This window comes from Kitasatospora sp. NPDC096128 (assembly GCF_040303105.1).
Taxonomy (GTDB): Bacteria; Actinomycetota; Actinomycetes; order Streptomycetales; family Streptomycetaceae; genus Kitasatospora.
In genome coordinates this window covers 51,924-65,177 of record NZ_JBEOSP010000011.1, presented here as the reverse complement: position 1 = coordinate 65,177, position 13,254 = coordinate 51,924, and the positions used below count along the sequence as shown (strand labels likewise).

Sequence of the window (13,254 nt, the reverse complement as noted above, 5' to 3'; positions counted from 1 at the left end):
GGCGGGCGGCGGCGGCCTGGGAGTCGCTGGGCAGCTCGTCCGCGGGCTGTCCGGCGTTCGGTCCGGTGTTCGGTCCGGCGTTCGGCCCGGAGGGTTTCCCGGCGGGCCTTCCTGGGGTGGTCACGCCGCCTCCTGCTCGGTGAGCTGGGAGAGCACGATCTCCCGGTACGTCGGGTTGTCGGCCATCAGTTCGTGGTGGGTGCCGGTGCCGACGACGGCGCCCTCGTCGAGGACGATGATCCGGTCGGCGTCGCGGATGGTGGACACGCGCTGGGCGACGATCAGGACGGTGGCGTCCGCGGTCTCGCGGGCGAGGGCCTTGCGCAGCCTGGCGTCGGTGGCGTAGTCGAGCGCGGAGAAGGAGTCGTCGAAGAGGTAGACGTCGGGCCGCCGGACGAGCGCCCGGGCGATGGCCAGGCGCTGGCGCTGGCCGCCGGAGACGTTGCTGCCGCCCTGGGCGATGGGGGCGTCCAGGCCCTCGGCCAGCTTCTCGACGAAGTCCTTGGCCTGGGCGATCTCCAGGGCGTGCCAGAGCTCCTCGTCGGTGGCGTCGGGGCGGCCGTAGCGGAGGTTGCTGGCGACGGTCCCGGTGAACAGGTAGGGCTTCTGCGGGACGATGCCGACGCTGTCGGCGATCGTGTCGGGGGAGAGCTCGCGCACGTCCACGCCGTCGAGCAGGACCTGGCCGGAGGTGGCGTCGAAGAGCCGGGGGACGAGGCCGAGCAGGGTGGACTTGCCGCTGCCGGTGGAGCCGATGATGGCGGTGGTCTCGCCGGGCCGGGCGGTGAGGTCGATGCCGCGCAGCACGGAGGCCTCGGCGCCGGGGTAGCGGAAGTCGACCTCGCGCAGTTCGAGGTTGCCGCGGCGCGGCAGCTCGGTGACCGGGGCGGCGGGCGGGACGACGCTGGAGGAGGTGCCGAGGACGTCTTCGATGCGTTCGGCGCAGACCTCGGCGCGCGGCACCATCATGAACATGAAGGTGGCCATCATGACGCTCATCAGGATCTGCATCAGGTAGGAGAGGAAAGCGGTGAGCCCGCCGATCTCCATGCCGCCGCTCTCGATGCGGTGGGCGCCGAACCAGAGCACCGCGACGCTGGAGACGTTCACGACCAGCATGACGGACGGGAACATCACCGACATCAGCCGGCCGACCTGCCGGGCGACCTGGGTGAGGTCCTCGTTGGCCCCGGCGAAGCGTTCCTGCTCGTGGCCGTCCTTGACGAAGGCGCGGATGACCCGGATGCCGGTGATCTGCTCGCGCAGCACCCGGTTCACGGTGTCGATCTTCACCTGCATGCTGCGGAACTTCGGCCGCAGGGCGCGGACCAGCAGGACGACGACCACGCCGAGCGCGGGGATGACGGCGAGCAGCAGGCCGGACAGCGGGACGTCCTGGTTGAGCGCCATGATGATGCCGCCGACGCACATGATCGGTGCGGCGACCATCAGGGTGAAGCTCATCAGGGCCAGCATCTGGACCTGCTGGACGTCGTTGGTGGTGCGGGTGATCAGCGAGGGCGCGCCGAACTGGCCGACCTCGCGGGAGGAGAAGCTCTGCACCCGGTCGAAGACGGCGGCGCGCAGGTCGCGGCCGAAGGCCATGGCCGTGCGGGCGCCGTAGTAGACGGCGCCAATCGAGCACAGCGCCTGGACGAGGGTGACGCCGATCATCACGGAGCCCAGGCGCAGGATGTAGCCCGTGTCGCCCTTGACCACGCCCTGGTCGATGATGTCGGCGTTGAGCGTGGGGAGGTAGAGCGACGCGAGGGTGGACACCAGCTGGAGCGCCACCAGCAGGGTGATCGGTCGGGAGTATGGGCGCAGGTACGCCCGGAGCAGTCTGATCAGCACTGGCACACTCTTGTCTTCGCCGGTCGGGTTCGCACCCCAATTCTCGTTGTTCTGGGGCGTCGCACGGACGATTAGGGGGTTGTCCGGCTGAGGTTTGCCGGGCCTTTGCCATCGGGGCCCGGTTCGCGCCCGGCAGGACCGGCACCGGCGCGGCGGGGCCGTGCCAGCTGGGGCCGCCCCCTTACGGAATGACTGATTTCCCCCTAGGCTGCTGACTACGCCCTTGTTACTGACCGGTACCACCCGTGTTAACCGGGGCCCGGCGGCCGCCCCCACGGACGCCGCGACCATCCCTCAGACGGCCACCCGCCCCCGGAGGTCCTCGTTGAGTTCCGCGCAGTCCCTGATCGACTCCGGCAGTGCCGACATCGTCGCCGGGCGTCCCGCCTCCGTCGCCCATCTGTTCCTGGAGCGCGTCGCCGCGACGCCGAACGCCGAGGCCTACCGCTACCCCGCCACGGTGGACGAGTACGCCGCCGACGGCGCACCGGGCGCCGAGCAGTGGCGCTCGCTCACCTGGGCGCAAACCGCGGTCCGGGTCAAGGCGGTGGCCGCCGGCCTGATGGCGCTCGGCATCCAGCCGGAGGACCGGGTCGCGCTGGCCTCCTCCACCCGGGTCGAGTGGATCCTCACCGACCTCGGCGCCATGTGCGCGGGCGCCGCCATCACCACCGTCTACCCGAGCACCAACGCCGACGAGACGGCCTTCATCCTCTCCAACTCCGGCTCCCGGGCCATGTTCGCCGAGAACGCCGCCCAGCTGGCCAAGGCCGTCGAGCACATCGACGAGCTGCCCGAGCTGCGCACCGTGATCCTCTTCGACGCCCCCGCCGAGGCTCCCCAGCCGGAGACGCTCCAGACGGCGGGGCTGGACCTGATCACCCTCGCCGAGCTGGAGCGCCGCGGCACCGAGTACCTGGAGCAGCACCCGGACGCGGTCGAGAAGGCCGTGGCCGGGCTCGACAAGGAGCAGCTGGCCACCCTCATCTACACCTCCGGCACCACCGGCCGCCCCAAGGGCGTACGCCTGGTGCACGACTGCTGGGCGTACGAGGGCAAGGCCCAGGAGGCCAGCGGCCTGCTCGGCCCCGACGACGTCCAGTTCATGTGGCTGCCGCTGTCGCACGTCTTCGGCAAGACGCTGATCTCCGGCCAGATCGCCACCGGCCACGTGATGGCCGTGGACGGCCGGGTCGACCGGATCATCCACAACCTGCCGGTCATCCGGCCGACCACCATGGCCTCGGCGCCGCGCATCTTCGAGAAGGTCTACAACGGCATCGCCGGCCGGGCCCGGGCCGAGGGCGGCGCCAAGTACAAGATCTTCCTGTGGGCCGCCAAGGTCGCCCGCGAGCACGCCCGGGTCGTCCAGGAGAGCCGGATCGCCACCGGCACCGGGACCGCCCCGCTGGGCCTGCGGCTGCAGCACGCGCTGGCCGACAGGCTGGTGTACGCGAAGATCCGCGCCGCCTTCGGCGGCCGGCTGCGCGGCGCCGTCTCCGGCAGCGCCGCCCTCGCCCCCGAGATCGGCTACTTCTTCCTCGGTGCCGGGGTGCCGATCCTGGAGGGCTACGGGCTGAGCGAGACCAGCGCCGGCTCCTGCGTCAACCGCAAGGAGGACGTCCGGATCGGCACGGTCGGCCGCCCGCTGCCCGGCACCGAGGTGCGGATCGCCGAGGACGGCGAGATCCTGCTGCGCGGCCCCGGCGTCATGCGCGGCTACCACAACCTGCCGGAGAAGACCGCCGAGGTGCTGGAGCCGGACGGCTGGTTCCACACCGAGGACATCGGCGAGCTCGGCCCCGACGGCTTCCTGCGGATCACCGACCGCAAGAAGGACCTGTTCAAGACCTCCGGCGGCAAGTACGTGGCGCCCAGCGAGGTCGAGGGCAAGTTCAAGGCGGTCTGCCCGTTCGTCAGCAACATCCTGGTGATCGGCAACGGCCGAAACTACTGCACCGCGCTGATCGGCCTGGACGAGGCGGTGCTGATGCCGTGGGCCGCCGAGCGCGGCCTGGCCGGCAAGAGCTACGCCGAGCTGGCCGCCGACCCGGCCGTGCACCAGCTGATCGAGGGCTTCGTCAAGCGGGTCAACGCCGACCTCCAGCGCTGGCAGACGATCAAGAAGTTCCACCTGCTGCCGCGCGACCTCGACATCGAGCACGGCGAGCTCACCCCGAGCCTGAAGATCAAGCGCCCGGTGGTCGAGCGGACCTACGCCGACGCGGTGGCCGCCATGTACGCGGGCGCCAACGAGGCCTGAGCCGCCCCCTCCCGTACGGCTCACCGGTTCGGGTGAGTCGTACGGGACAATGGGGTCATGCCCTCCGCACTCCCCGACGGCGAACCGGTGCCGTCCGACGGTTCCCTGCCCGCGCACGCCCTGACCGGGCTGGGCGACCGGCCGTTCGGCTTCTACCTGCACGTGCCGTACTGCGCCAGCCGCTGCGGCTACTGCGACTTCAACACCTACACCGCCACCGAACTGCGCTCCTCCGGGGCGGTCGCCTCGCAGGAGACCTACGCGGACAACGTGGTCGCCGAGATCCGGCACGCCCGGAAGGTCCTCGGCGACGTCGACCTGCCCGTGCGGACGGTGTTCCTCGGCGGCGGCACCCCCACCCTGCTGCCCGCCCGCGACCTGGTGAAGATGCTCGCCGCGCTGCGCGAGGAGTTCGGGCTCGCCCCGGACGCCGAGGTGACCACCGAGGCCAACCCGGAGTCCGTCGACCCGGCGTACCTCGCCGAGCTGCGCGAGGGCGGCTACAACCGGATCTCCTTCGGCATGCAGAGCGCCCGCCCGCACGTCCTGCGGCTGCTCGACCGCCACCACACCCCCGGCCGCCCCGAGGCCTGCGTGGCCGAGGCCCGCACGGCCGGCTTCGAGCACGTCAACCTCGACCTGATCTACGGCACCCCCGGCGAGTCCGACGACGACTGGCGGGCCTCCCTCGACGCCGCGATCGGCGCCGGGCCCGACCACGTCTCCGCGTACTCCCTGATCGTCGAGGACGGCACCAAGCTGGCCGCCCGGGTCAAGCGCGGCGAACTGCCGATGATCGACGACGACGTGCACGCCGACCGCTACCTCATCGCCGAACGGGCGCTCAGCGCGGCCGGGTACTCCTGGTACGAGGTCTCCAACTGGGCCACCACCCCCGAGGGCCGCTGCCGCCACAACGAGCTCTACTGGACCGGCGCCGACTGGTGGGGCGCCGGCCCCGGCGCCCACAGCCACGTCGGCGGCGTCCGCTGGTGGAACGCCAAACACCCCGCCGCCTACGCCCAGGCCCTCGCCGAGGGCCGCACCCCGGCCCTTGGCCGCGAGGTCCTGTCGGACGAGGACCGCCGGGTCGAGCGCATCCTGCTGGAACTGCGCCTGGCCGACGGCATCCCCCTCGACCTCCTCGCCGAGGCGGGCCGCAGGGCCGCCGCCAAGGCCCTCGCCGACGGCCTGCTCGCCGAGGAGTCCTACCGGCAGGGCCGCGCCACCCTGACCCTCCAGGGCCGCCTGCTGGCCGACGCCGTCGTGCGTGACCTGGTGGACTGATTGTCGTTAACGTGGTGTCAGCCGTCGGAGGGAGCGGGCGATGACCGCCGTCGATGACCGGATGACAGGGATCTTCGAGAACCTGGAGGTCCCTGAAGGCTTCAAGGCCGAGCTCATCAGGGGCGAAATCGTGATGACGGCCGGGCCGGACATGGTCCACAACATCATTGTCGAAGCCATTCGGGACCAGCTTCCCCGGGCGAGGTGGCACCGCTTGACCACACAGGACATCGATCTTCCCGGCTTGACGAGCGAGCCCCAACCGGACCTGGTCGTGTTCGAGCGGGACACCACTGAGGGTCATGGGCGCCTGGTCCCTGCACCTCTTCTCACCCTGGTGGTCGAGGTGGTGTCGAAGACCAGTGTGCTGCGTGATTACCAGACCAAGCGCGAGCTGTACGCCGAAGGGCGGATCCCGGCGTACCTTGTCGTCGATCCGATCAAGGCCGTCTGTGTGCTGCTGACCGAGCCGAGCCCGGCAGCTTCCTCGGGGCTGCCGGACTACGTCCTTCAGCGGACCACCAAGTTCGGTGAGCAGATTCCGCTCGACCTGCTGGGCGTCACGCTCGACACCTCGGAGTTCCGGACCTACTCCTGACCCGGAAGGGCCGTGAAGTCGATCAACTCCTCCACCTTCGCCAGGAGTTCGGGCTCCAGGTCCCGGTAGCTGTCCACCTTCGACAGGATCCGCTTCCAGGCCGCCGGGGTGTCCACCGGCCAGCCGAGGCGGCGGCAGGTGCCCTCCTTCCAGTCCTCGCCCCGGGGGACGGCGGGCCAGCCCGCGATGCCGACGGAGGAGGGCTTCACGGCCTGCCAGATGTCGATGTAGGGGTGGCCGACGACCAGCACGGACTCGCCGGTGACCTGCGCGGCGATGCGGTGTTCCTTCGTCCCCGGGAGCAGGTGGTCGACCAGGACGCCGAGGCGGCGGCCGGGGCCGGGGGCGAAGTCGGCGACGATCGCGGGGAGGTCGTCGATGCCCTGGAGGTACTCGACGACGACGCCCTCGATGCGCAGGTCGTCGCCCCAGACCCGCTCGACCAGCTCGGCGTCGTGCCGGCCCTCGACGTAGATGCGGGACTCCCGGGCGACCCGGGCGCGGGCGCCGGGGACGGCGAGGGAGCCCGAGGCGGTGCGGGCGGGGGTGCGGGGCGCGGCGGGGGCGCTCGGGCGCACCAGGGTGACGGCCTTGCCCTCCAGCAGGAAGCCGCGCGGCACCAGCGGGAAGACCCGCTGCTTGCCGAACCGGTCCTCCAGGGTGACGGTGAACCCCTCCGCGGTCTTCTCGCACCGCACCACCGCCCCGCAGTAGCCGGTGGCGGCCTCCTCGACCACCAGGTCCCGCTCGGCCGGCACCTCGGGTGCCGGCTCCTGCTTCTTCCACGGCGGGGTGAGGTCGGGTCCGTACTGGTGGCTGCGCATGGGGGCGATTTTACGGACGGGGCGTCAGAGGCCCGGCGCGCCCCAGACCGGGAACCAGCGGCTGAGGTCCTTCTCCAGCCGCAGGTCGTTCCCCAGCGTCGCGTTGACCTGGAGCTCCAGCGGGCTGTTGCGCCGTTCGCCGCCGCCGGGCATCGGGGCGAAGGGATAGAAGGTGCCGCGCTTGTAGAGGTAGACCAGGGCCAGCGACTGGCCCTGCGCGTTGCGGAAGCCGACCAGGGAGCAGAGCAGCTGGGGGCCGAAGCCGTTCGCCTCCAGCTCGCTGTTGACCGCGTGCAGGTCGTTGACCAGTTCCGGGAGTTCCTCGGGGGTGTGCCGGGTGAGCAGCCAGGAGTAGCCGTAGTCGTCCTTGGAGGCCTCCACCGGGACGCCGCCGCGTTCGGTGTCGGCGTCCAGCAGGGCCCGGACCTGCTGTTCGACCTGGACGAAGGCCGCGCCCTCGACGGCCGCGAAGCAGACCGAGCCGAGCCCGGTGGGGAGGAACCCGGCCGCGGCCTCCAGGGTGAGCGCGGCGGACGGCACGCCGAACAGCTGGTCGAGGTCGGGCTTGACGGGCTTGGTGCGGCCGAACAGGGCGTCCAGGAATCCCACGGCGGTCCTTTCGCGAACGGGAAGGAGGGTCAGCGGCCGAGCTGCTCGGAGATCTTCGCCAGCTGGGCCAGCCGCTTCTCCAGCGTCGGGTGGGTGGAGAGCAGCTGGGAGGCGGTCTCCTTGGCGCTCAGCGCGGGGGCGAAGTAGAAGGCGTTGTAGGGCTGGGACTTGCGCAGGTCCTCGGTGGGGATGGCCGCGATCTGCCCGGTGACCTTGGTGAGGGCCGAGGCGAGGGCGCTGGGTCGGCCGGTGAGCTGGGCGGCGGCCCGGTCGGCGGCCAGTTCGCGGTAGCGGGACAGCAGCCGGGTGAGCAGGAAGCTGATCGCGTAGACGACGATCGACACCAGCGGGATGATCAGCGCGGCGATGGCCGCGTTCTGGTCGTTGCTGTTGCGGTTGCCGCCCATGAACCCGCCGTACACGGCGATCCGGGTCATGGCCCCGGCGAGCACGCCGAGGAAGCCGGCGATGGTCATCACCGCGACGTCCCGGTGGGCGACGTGCGACAGCTCGTGCGCCAGGACGCCCTCCAGTTCCTCCGGTTCGAGCCGGCGCAGCAGACCGGTGGTGACGCACACCACGGCGTTCTGCGGGTTGCGGCCGGTGGCGAAGGCGTTGGGCATGTCGTTGTCGGCGACCGCCACGCGGGGCTTGGGCATGTCGGCCAGCGCGCAGAGCCGGTCGATGGTGCCGTGCAGCTGGGGGTACTGCTCCTCGGTCACCTGGTGGGCGCCCATGGCCCGCTCGGTGATCTTGTCGCTGAACCAGAACTGGGCCACGAACAGCCCGCCGGAGATCAGCACGATCAGCGGCCAGGCCCCGCGCAGCAGCGCGATCAGCAGGCCCGTGAAACCGACGTACAGCAGCCCGATCACGAACATCGTCCCGATCATGCGGCCGGTCAGGCCGCGGTCGGGCGCGAAACGGGTGTGCTGGCCCGAGCTCGACATTGCTTGCTCCTCCGTTCGCCGTCGCTTCCGATGCTGCCACCCGGACGGCCCCGGGGCACCACCCGCGCACAGGGAGTGTCGTGGCGGCCGTCCGGAACTGCGGGCAGGATCACCCCGGCCGGGCCGTTCCTGCGGTAGGACCCGGGCCGTACACTGGCAGGTACGGTTCTGGCACTCGCGTGTGCAGAGTGCCAGGGTCGGGGCCCTTTCCGGAGTGGCTCGCAGCATCACAGACGGACAACGTGCGAAGACGGAGGTGCGTGCCCCATGGCCGGAGAGGTCCGCCAGCTGGACGACCGCAAGCTCGCCGTGCTGCGCGCGATCGTCCAGGACTACGTGGGCACCGAGGAGCCGGTCGGCTCCAAGGCCCTGGTGGAGCGGCACAACCTCGGGGTGTCCCCGGCGACGGTGCGCAACGACATGGCGGCGCTGGAGGAGGAGGGGTACATCCACCAGCCGCACACCAGCGCCGGGCGGATCCCCACCGACAAGGGCTACCGGCTGTTCGTCGACAAGCTCGCCGAGATCAAGCCGATGAGCTCCCCGGAGCGCCGGGCGATCCGGCACTTCCTGGACGGCGCCGTCGACCTGGACGACGTGGTCACCCGCACGGTGCGGCTGCTCGCCCAGCTGACCCGCCAGGTCGCCGTGGTGCAGTACCCCTCGCTGACCCGCTCCACCGTCCGGCACATCGAGCTGGTGGCGCTGGCCCCGGCCAAGGTGATGCTGGTGCTGATCACCAACACCGGCCGGGTCGAGCAGCGGATGGTCGACTGCCCGGGCACGGTCGGCGAGACGGTCCTGGCGGACCTGCGCGCGCGGATCAACGCGCGGGCGGCCGGCCAGCGGCTGCCGGACGTCCCGGGGCTGCTGGAGGAACTCCCGGGGGCCTTCGAGCAGGCCGACCGGCCGACCGTCAGTACGGTCCTGGCGACGTTGTTCGAGGCGCTCGCCGAGCAGAACGAGGAGCGGATCATGCTGGCCGGCACGGCCAACCTGACCCGCTTCGGGCACGACTTCCCGCTCACCATCCAGCCGGTGCTGGAGGCCCTGGAGGAGCAGGTCGTCCTGCTCCGCCTCCTGGGTGAGACCACGGACGCCGCGATGACGGTCCGGATCGGGCGGGAGAACGCGTACGAAGGGCTGAATTCCACCTCGGTCGTCTCGGTCGGCTACGGTTCGGGCGACGAGAGCGTGGCCAAACTCGGTGTGATCGGCCCGACCCGGATGGACTACCCCGGCACAATGGGGGCGGTGCGAGCGGTGGCACGGTACGTGGGCCAGATCCTGGCCGAGTCGTAGCAAGCAGACCGCCGCCGGAAAACCCGGCGGCGGTGTCCAGTCGCACTACTACAGGCGGAACAAGCGGAGCATTTGGTGGCCACGGACTACTACGCGGTACTCGGCGTCCGACGGGATGCGGGGCAGGACGAGATCAAGAAGGCGTTCCGGCGCCTGGCACGCGAACTGCACCCGGACGTCAACCCGGACCCGAAGACGCAGGAGCGGTTCAAGGAGATCAACGCCGCCTACGAGGTGCTCTCCGACCCGCAGAAGCGCCAGGTCTACGACCTCGGCGGGGACCCGCTGTCGCCCGGCGGCGGTGGCGCGGGCGGCTTCGGCGCCGGCGCGGCGGGCTTCGGCTTCTCCGACATCATGGACGCCTTCTTCGGCGCCGCGGCCGGCCAGCGCGGCCCGCGCTCGCGCACCCGCCGCGGCCAGGACGCCATGATCCGGCTGGAGATCACCCTGGAGGAGGCCGCCTTCGGCACCACCAAGGAACTCCAGGTCGACACGGCCGTCACCTGCACCACCTGCAGCGGCGAGGGCGCGGCCCCCGGCACCTCCGCGCAGACCTGCGACATGTGCCGCGGCAAGGGCGAGGTGTCCCAGGTCACCCGCTCGTTCCTGGGCCAGGTCATGACCTCCCGCCCGTGCCCGCAGTGCCAGGGCTTCGGCACCGTCGTGCCGACCCCGTGCCCCGAGTGCGCCGGCGACGGCCGGGTGCGGGCCCGCCGCACCCTGACCGTCAAGATCCCGGCCGGCGTGGACAACGGCACCCGGATCCAGCTGGCCGGCGAGGGCGAGGTCGGCCCCGGCGGCGGCCCGGCCGGCGACCTGTACGTCGAGATCGCCGAGACCACCCACACCGTCTTCCAGCGGCGCGGGGACGACCTGCACTGCACCGTCACCATCCCGATGACGGCCGCCTCGCTCGGCACCCAGGTGCCGCTGCAGACCCTGGACGGGCTGGAGGAGGTCGACATCCGGCCCGGCACCCAGTCCGGCCAGTCGATCCCGCTGCACGGCCGGGGCATCACCCACCTGCGCGGGGGCGGCCGTGGCGACCTGATAGTGCACGTCGAGGTGCAGACGCCGACCAAGCTCGACGCCGAGCAGGAGGAGCTGCTGCGCCGGCTCGCCGTACTGCGCGGCGAGGAGCGGCCGTCCGGCCAGTTCGCGCCGGGCCAGCAGGGCCTGTTCTCGCGCCTGAAGGACGCCTTCAACGGCCGGTAGCCGTCAAGGAGGGGGTGCCGGGTCCTCCCCGGCACCCCCTTCGCGTTTCCCCGAGTCCCACTCCTCCGGAGGTTCCCCGCCATGACCGCGCCCGTCTTCGTCGTCGAGACCGAGCGGATCGCCACCGCCGCGCCCGGGGCCGTGCTGCGGCTCGACGGGCCGGAGGGGCGGCACGCGGCGGCGGTGAAGCGGCTGGCGGCCGGCGAGGCGGTCACCCTGGCGGACGGGCTGGGGCTCGGCGTGGACGGCACGGTCGCCGCGGTGCTCGGCAAGGACGCGATCGAGGTCACGGTGGACGCGGTGCGGCGTGAGCCCGAGCCCGCGCCGCGGATCGTGGTCGTCCAGGCGCTGCCCAAGGGCGACCGCGGCGAACTGGCCGTGGAGACCATGACCGAGGTCGGCGTGGACGTGGTGGTCCCCTGGGCCGCCTCCCGGTGCATCACCCAGTGGAAGGGCGAGCGCGGCGCCAAGGCGCTCGCCAAGTGGCGGGCCACCGCCCGGGAGGCGGGCAAGCAGTCCCGTCGGCTGCGCTTCCCCGAGGTGCGCGAGTTGGCGACCACCCGGCAGCTGGCGCCACTGCTGGCGGGGGCCGCGCTCGCCGCCGTGCTGCACGAGGAGGGCGCCGAGCCGCTGGCGCAGGCCGCGCTGCCCGCCGGCGGGGACATCGTGCTGGTGGTCGGACCGGAGGGCGGGGTCTCCCCGGAGGAGCTGGCCGCCTTCGCCGGGGCGGGCGCCAAGCCGTACCGGCTGGGCCCGTCGGTGCTGCGCACCTCGACCGCCGGGGTGGCGGCGGGGGCGCTGCTGCTGGGGCGCACCGGCCGCTGGTCGTAGCGCCCGGCCGGGGCCCCGCGCGCCCGCCCGGAGTCTGCGGAAAACGGGGCGGATCGTACCCGTGGCTGCCTACGCTGACGGCGTGACGGACGCCCTGAGCACCTCCGCGGGCGCCTGTCTGCGCCACCCCCGTCTGCACGGTGACCTGGTCGCCTTCGTCACCGAGGACGACCTGTGGCTCGCCCCGCTGGACGGCGGCGCGGCCGCCCGCCCGCCCCGGGGCCTGGGTAGGATGCGGGGCTGTTCTTGATCGCGATCTTGATCTGATCGACAGCTCACGGGGGAGCACACCATGGCACAGGGCTATCCGCCGCCGCAGTTCCCGCAGAACGGCCCCGGGCCGCAGCCGTACGGGCCCGGGCCGCAGCCGTACGGGCAGGGGCCGTACGGCCAGCCGCCGCAGCAGTACGGGCAGCAGCAGCCCCCGTACGGCCGGCAGCAACAGCCGTACGGGCAAGCGCAACAGCCCTACGCCCAGCCGCCGCGGGCCTTCGGCCAGCCCGGTCCGTACGGCTCCAACCCGTACCCGTCGCACGGGCAGCCCGCCCCGCAGCCCCAGCCCCACGGGCAGTACCCGCAGGCTTCGCAGCCCGCGCTGCCGCCGTGCCCTCCGGAGGCGTCCGGGTTCCGGCGCTTCCTGGCGATCGTGCTGGACCTCGGCCTCTCCCTCGGCCTCGGTTTCGCCGCGGCCGCCGCCTCCGACGTCGCCGCCGGCCGCACCCAGCCCGTCGCGGCCGCCGCCGGTCACGCCGTCCAGCACCACAGCGGCGGCCCGGTGGTGCCGTTCTGGGCGGCGTTCCTGGGCGTCGGCCTGCTCGCCTCGTTCCTCAACCAGGTGGTGTTCGCCCGGCTGACCGGCTTCAGCGTGGGCAAGGGGATCCTGGCGATGCGGGTGGTGCGCCGCAAGCGGGTGATGCGCCCGAACACCTGGCGGCTCACCCGGCGCTGGCTGCTGGGCTTCGTCTTCCTGGCGGTGGTCCTCATCTCCGATGACTTCGAGCTGTCCGAGGGGGATGTCGTCGGCATGCGCTCGGTGCGCTGGAAGCACCTCCAGGAGTACCAGCAGGCGGTCGGGCGGCTCGGCTAGGCTGCGCCCGTACGGGCCGTACGGGCCGTACGGCCCGTTGAGAAGACCGTGTGACCGACGACCGAACCGAGGAGAATCCGATGGCCGGCGAGCCGCAGTCCGACTGTGTGTTCTGCAAGATCGTGGCGGGCGAGATCCCGGCGACCGTGGTGCGCAAGACCGAGCGCGTCCTGGCCTTCCGCGACATCGCCCCCAAGGCCCCCGTGCACGTCCTGGTCATCCCGCACGTCCACTACCCGAACGCCGCCGCCCTGGCCGCCGCCGAGCCGCAGATCGCCGGCGAACTGCTCGCCGAGGCGGGTGCGGTGGCGAAGGACGAGGGCCTGGAGGACTACCGGCTGATCTTCAACACCGGTGCGGGCGCCGGGCAGACCGTCTTCCACGCCCACGTGCACGTGCTCGGCGGGACGCGCATGAACGAGAGCATGGTCTGA

Annotated in this window: 13 protein-coding genes; 9 read left to right on the top strand and 4 right to left on the bottom strand. The window is 72.1% G+C overall.

The annotated features are described in order from the left end of the window. Positions 1-120 precede the first annotated feature (120 nt). Positions 121-1,854 carry an ABC transporter ATP-binding protein gene (locus ABTY61_RS14940; protein WP_350505392.1) on the bottom strand — a complete coding sequence of 578 codons (1,734 nt, stop codon included), beginning with the start codon at positions 1,852-1,854 and terminating at the stop codon, positions 121-123. A 325-nt stretch (positions 1,855-2,179) separates the two neighbouring features. Between ABTY61_RS14940 and ABTY61_RS14935 the strand changes: the two genes are divergently transcribed. The 3 genes from ABTY61_RS14935 to ABTY61_RS14925 are packed head-to-tail and all read left to right on the top strand — an operon-like array spanning position 2,180 to position 6,002. Beyond that, a complete protein-coding gene (locus ABTY61_RS14935) occupies positions 2,180-4,117 on the top strand; it encodes an AMP-dependent synthetase/ligase (RefSeq protein ID WP_350505391.1) in 1,938 nt (645 codons plus the stop codon). A gap of 57 nt (positions 4,118-4,174) precedes the next feature. Then, positions 4,175-5,404 (top strand): radical SAM family heme chaperone HemW, encoded by a 1,230-nt coding sequence (hemW, locus tag ABTY61_RS14930; RefSeq protein WP_350505390.1) that lies wholly within the window; start codon positions 4,175-4,177, stop codon positions 5,402-5,404. A gap of 40 nt (positions 5,405-5,444) precedes the next feature. Continuing rightward, positions 5,445-6,002 (top strand): Uma2 family endonuclease, encoded by a 558-nt coding sequence (locus ABTY61_RS14925; protein ID WP_350505389.1) that lies wholly within the window; start codon positions 5,445-5,447, stop codon positions 6,000-6,002. On the opposite strand, the gene ABTY61_RS14920 is transcribed toward ABTY61_RS14925, so the two are convergent. The 3 genes from ABTY61_RS14920 to htpX are packed head-to-tail and all read right to left on the bottom strand — an operon-like array spanning position 5,993 to position 8,385. Further along, on the bottom strand, positions 5,993-6,826 hold the full coding sequence (locus tag ABTY61_RS14920) for a DUF3097 domain-containing protein (RefSeq protein ID WP_350505388.1): 834 nt from the start codon (positions 6,824-6,826) through the stop codon (positions 5,993-5,995). The two genes, ABTY61_RS14925 and ABTY61_RS14920, sit on opposite strands and share 10 nt — an antisense overlap. 24 nt (positions 6,827-6,850) lie before the next feature. Further along, on the bottom strand, positions 6,851-7,435 hold the full coding sequence (gene pspAB / locus ABTY61_RS14915; RefSeq protein ID WP_350505387.1) for a PspA-associated protein PspAB: 585 nt from the start codon (positions 7,433-7,435) through the stop codon (positions 6,851-6,853). A 29-nt stretch (positions 7,436-7,464) separates the two neighbouring features. Further along, complete coding sequence (gene htpX / locus ABTY61_RS14910) at positions 7,465-8,385, bottom strand: zinc metalloprotease HtpX (protein ID WP_350505386.1); 921 nt, start codon at positions 8,383-8,385, stop codon at positions 7,465-7,467. Positions 8,386-8,652: 267 nt separating this feature from the next. On the opposite strand from htpX, the gene hrcA reads away from it, so the two are divergent. The 6 genes from hrcA (at position 8,653) to ABTY61_RS14880 (ending at position 13,254) form a co-directional block, all read left to right on the top strand. Further along, positions 8,653-9,687 carry a heat-inducible transcriptional repressor HrcA gene (hrcA, locus tag ABTY61_RS14905; protein ID WP_350505385.1) on the top strand — a complete coding sequence of 345 codons (1,035 nt, stop codon included), beginning with the start codon at positions 8,653-8,655 and terminating at the stop codon, positions 9,685-9,687. 75 nt (positions 9,688-9,762) lie between these two features. Further along, the gene (gene dnaJ, locus ABTY61_RS14900) at positions 9,763-10,902 is read left to right on the top strand and encodes a molecular chaperone DnaJ (RefSeq protein WP_350505384.1); all 1,140 of its coding nucleotides are present in this window, start codon (positions 9,763-9,765) and stop codon (positions 10,900-10,902) included. 81 nt (positions 10,903-10,983) lie between these two features. After that, positions 10,984-11,733: a 16S rRNA (uracil(1498)-N(3))-methyltransferase gene (locus ABTY61_RS14895; protein WP_350505383.1), complete on the top strand. Its 750-nt coding sequence runs from the start codon at positions 10,984-10,986 to the stop codon at positions 11,731-11,733. Positions 11,734-11,815: 82 nt separating this feature from the next. After that, positions 11,816-11,983, top strand: a complete 168-nt coding sequence (locus ABTY61_RS14890; protein WP_350505382.1) for a hypothetical protein — start codon at positions 11,816-11,818, stop codon at positions 11,981-11,983. 42 nt (positions 11,984-12,025) lie between these two features. After that, entirely contained in the window at positions 12,026-12,820 is a 795-nt protein-coding gene (locus ABTY61_RS14885; RefSeq protein WP_350505381.1) for an RDD family protein, read from the top strand. 80 nt (positions 12,821-12,900) lie between these two features. Beyond that, positions 12,901-13,254, top strand: a complete 354-nt coding sequence (locus ABTY61_RS14880; RefSeq protein ID WP_350505507.1) for a histidine triad nucleotide-binding protein — start codon at positions 12,901-12,903, stop codon at positions 13,252-13,254.

What these genes read in the sequence shown, in the direction of transcription:
- ABTY61_RS14920 (WP_350505388.1), bottom strand. Translation starts at nt 6,826, where the DNA reads ATGCGCAGCCACCAGTACGGACCCGACCTCACCCCGCCGTGGAAGAAG.
- ABTY61_RS14925 (WP_350505389.1), top strand. Translation starts at nt 5,445, where the DNA reads ATGACCGCCGTCGATGACCGGATGACAGGGATCTTCGAGAACCTGGAG.
- ABTY61_RS14885 (WP_350505381.1), top strand. Translation starts at nt 12,026, where the DNA reads ATGGCACAGGGCTATCCGCCGCCGCAGTTCCCGCAGAACGGCCCCGGG.
- hrcA (WP_350505385.1), top strand. Translation starts at nt 8,653, where the DNA reads ATGGCCGGAGAGGTCCGCCAGCTGGACGACCGCAAGCTCGCCGTGCTG.
- hemW (WP_350505390.1), top strand. Translation starts at nt 4,175, where the DNA reads ATGCCCTCCGCACTCCCCGACGGCGAACCGGTGCCGTCCGACGGTTCC.
- ABTY61_RS14880 (WP_350505507.1), top strand. Translation starts at nt 12,901, where the DNA reads ATGGCCGGCGAGCCGCAGTCCGACTGTGTGTTCTGCAAGATCGTGGCG.
- ABTY61_RS14895 (WP_350505383.1), top strand. Translation starts at nt 10,984, where the DNA reads ATGACCGCGCCCGTCTTCGTCGTCGAGACCGAGCGGATCGCCACCGCC.
- htpX (WP_350505386.1), bottom strand. Translation starts at nt 8,385, where the DNA reads ATGTCGAGCTCGGGCCAGCACACCCGTTTCGCGCCCGACCGCGGCCTG.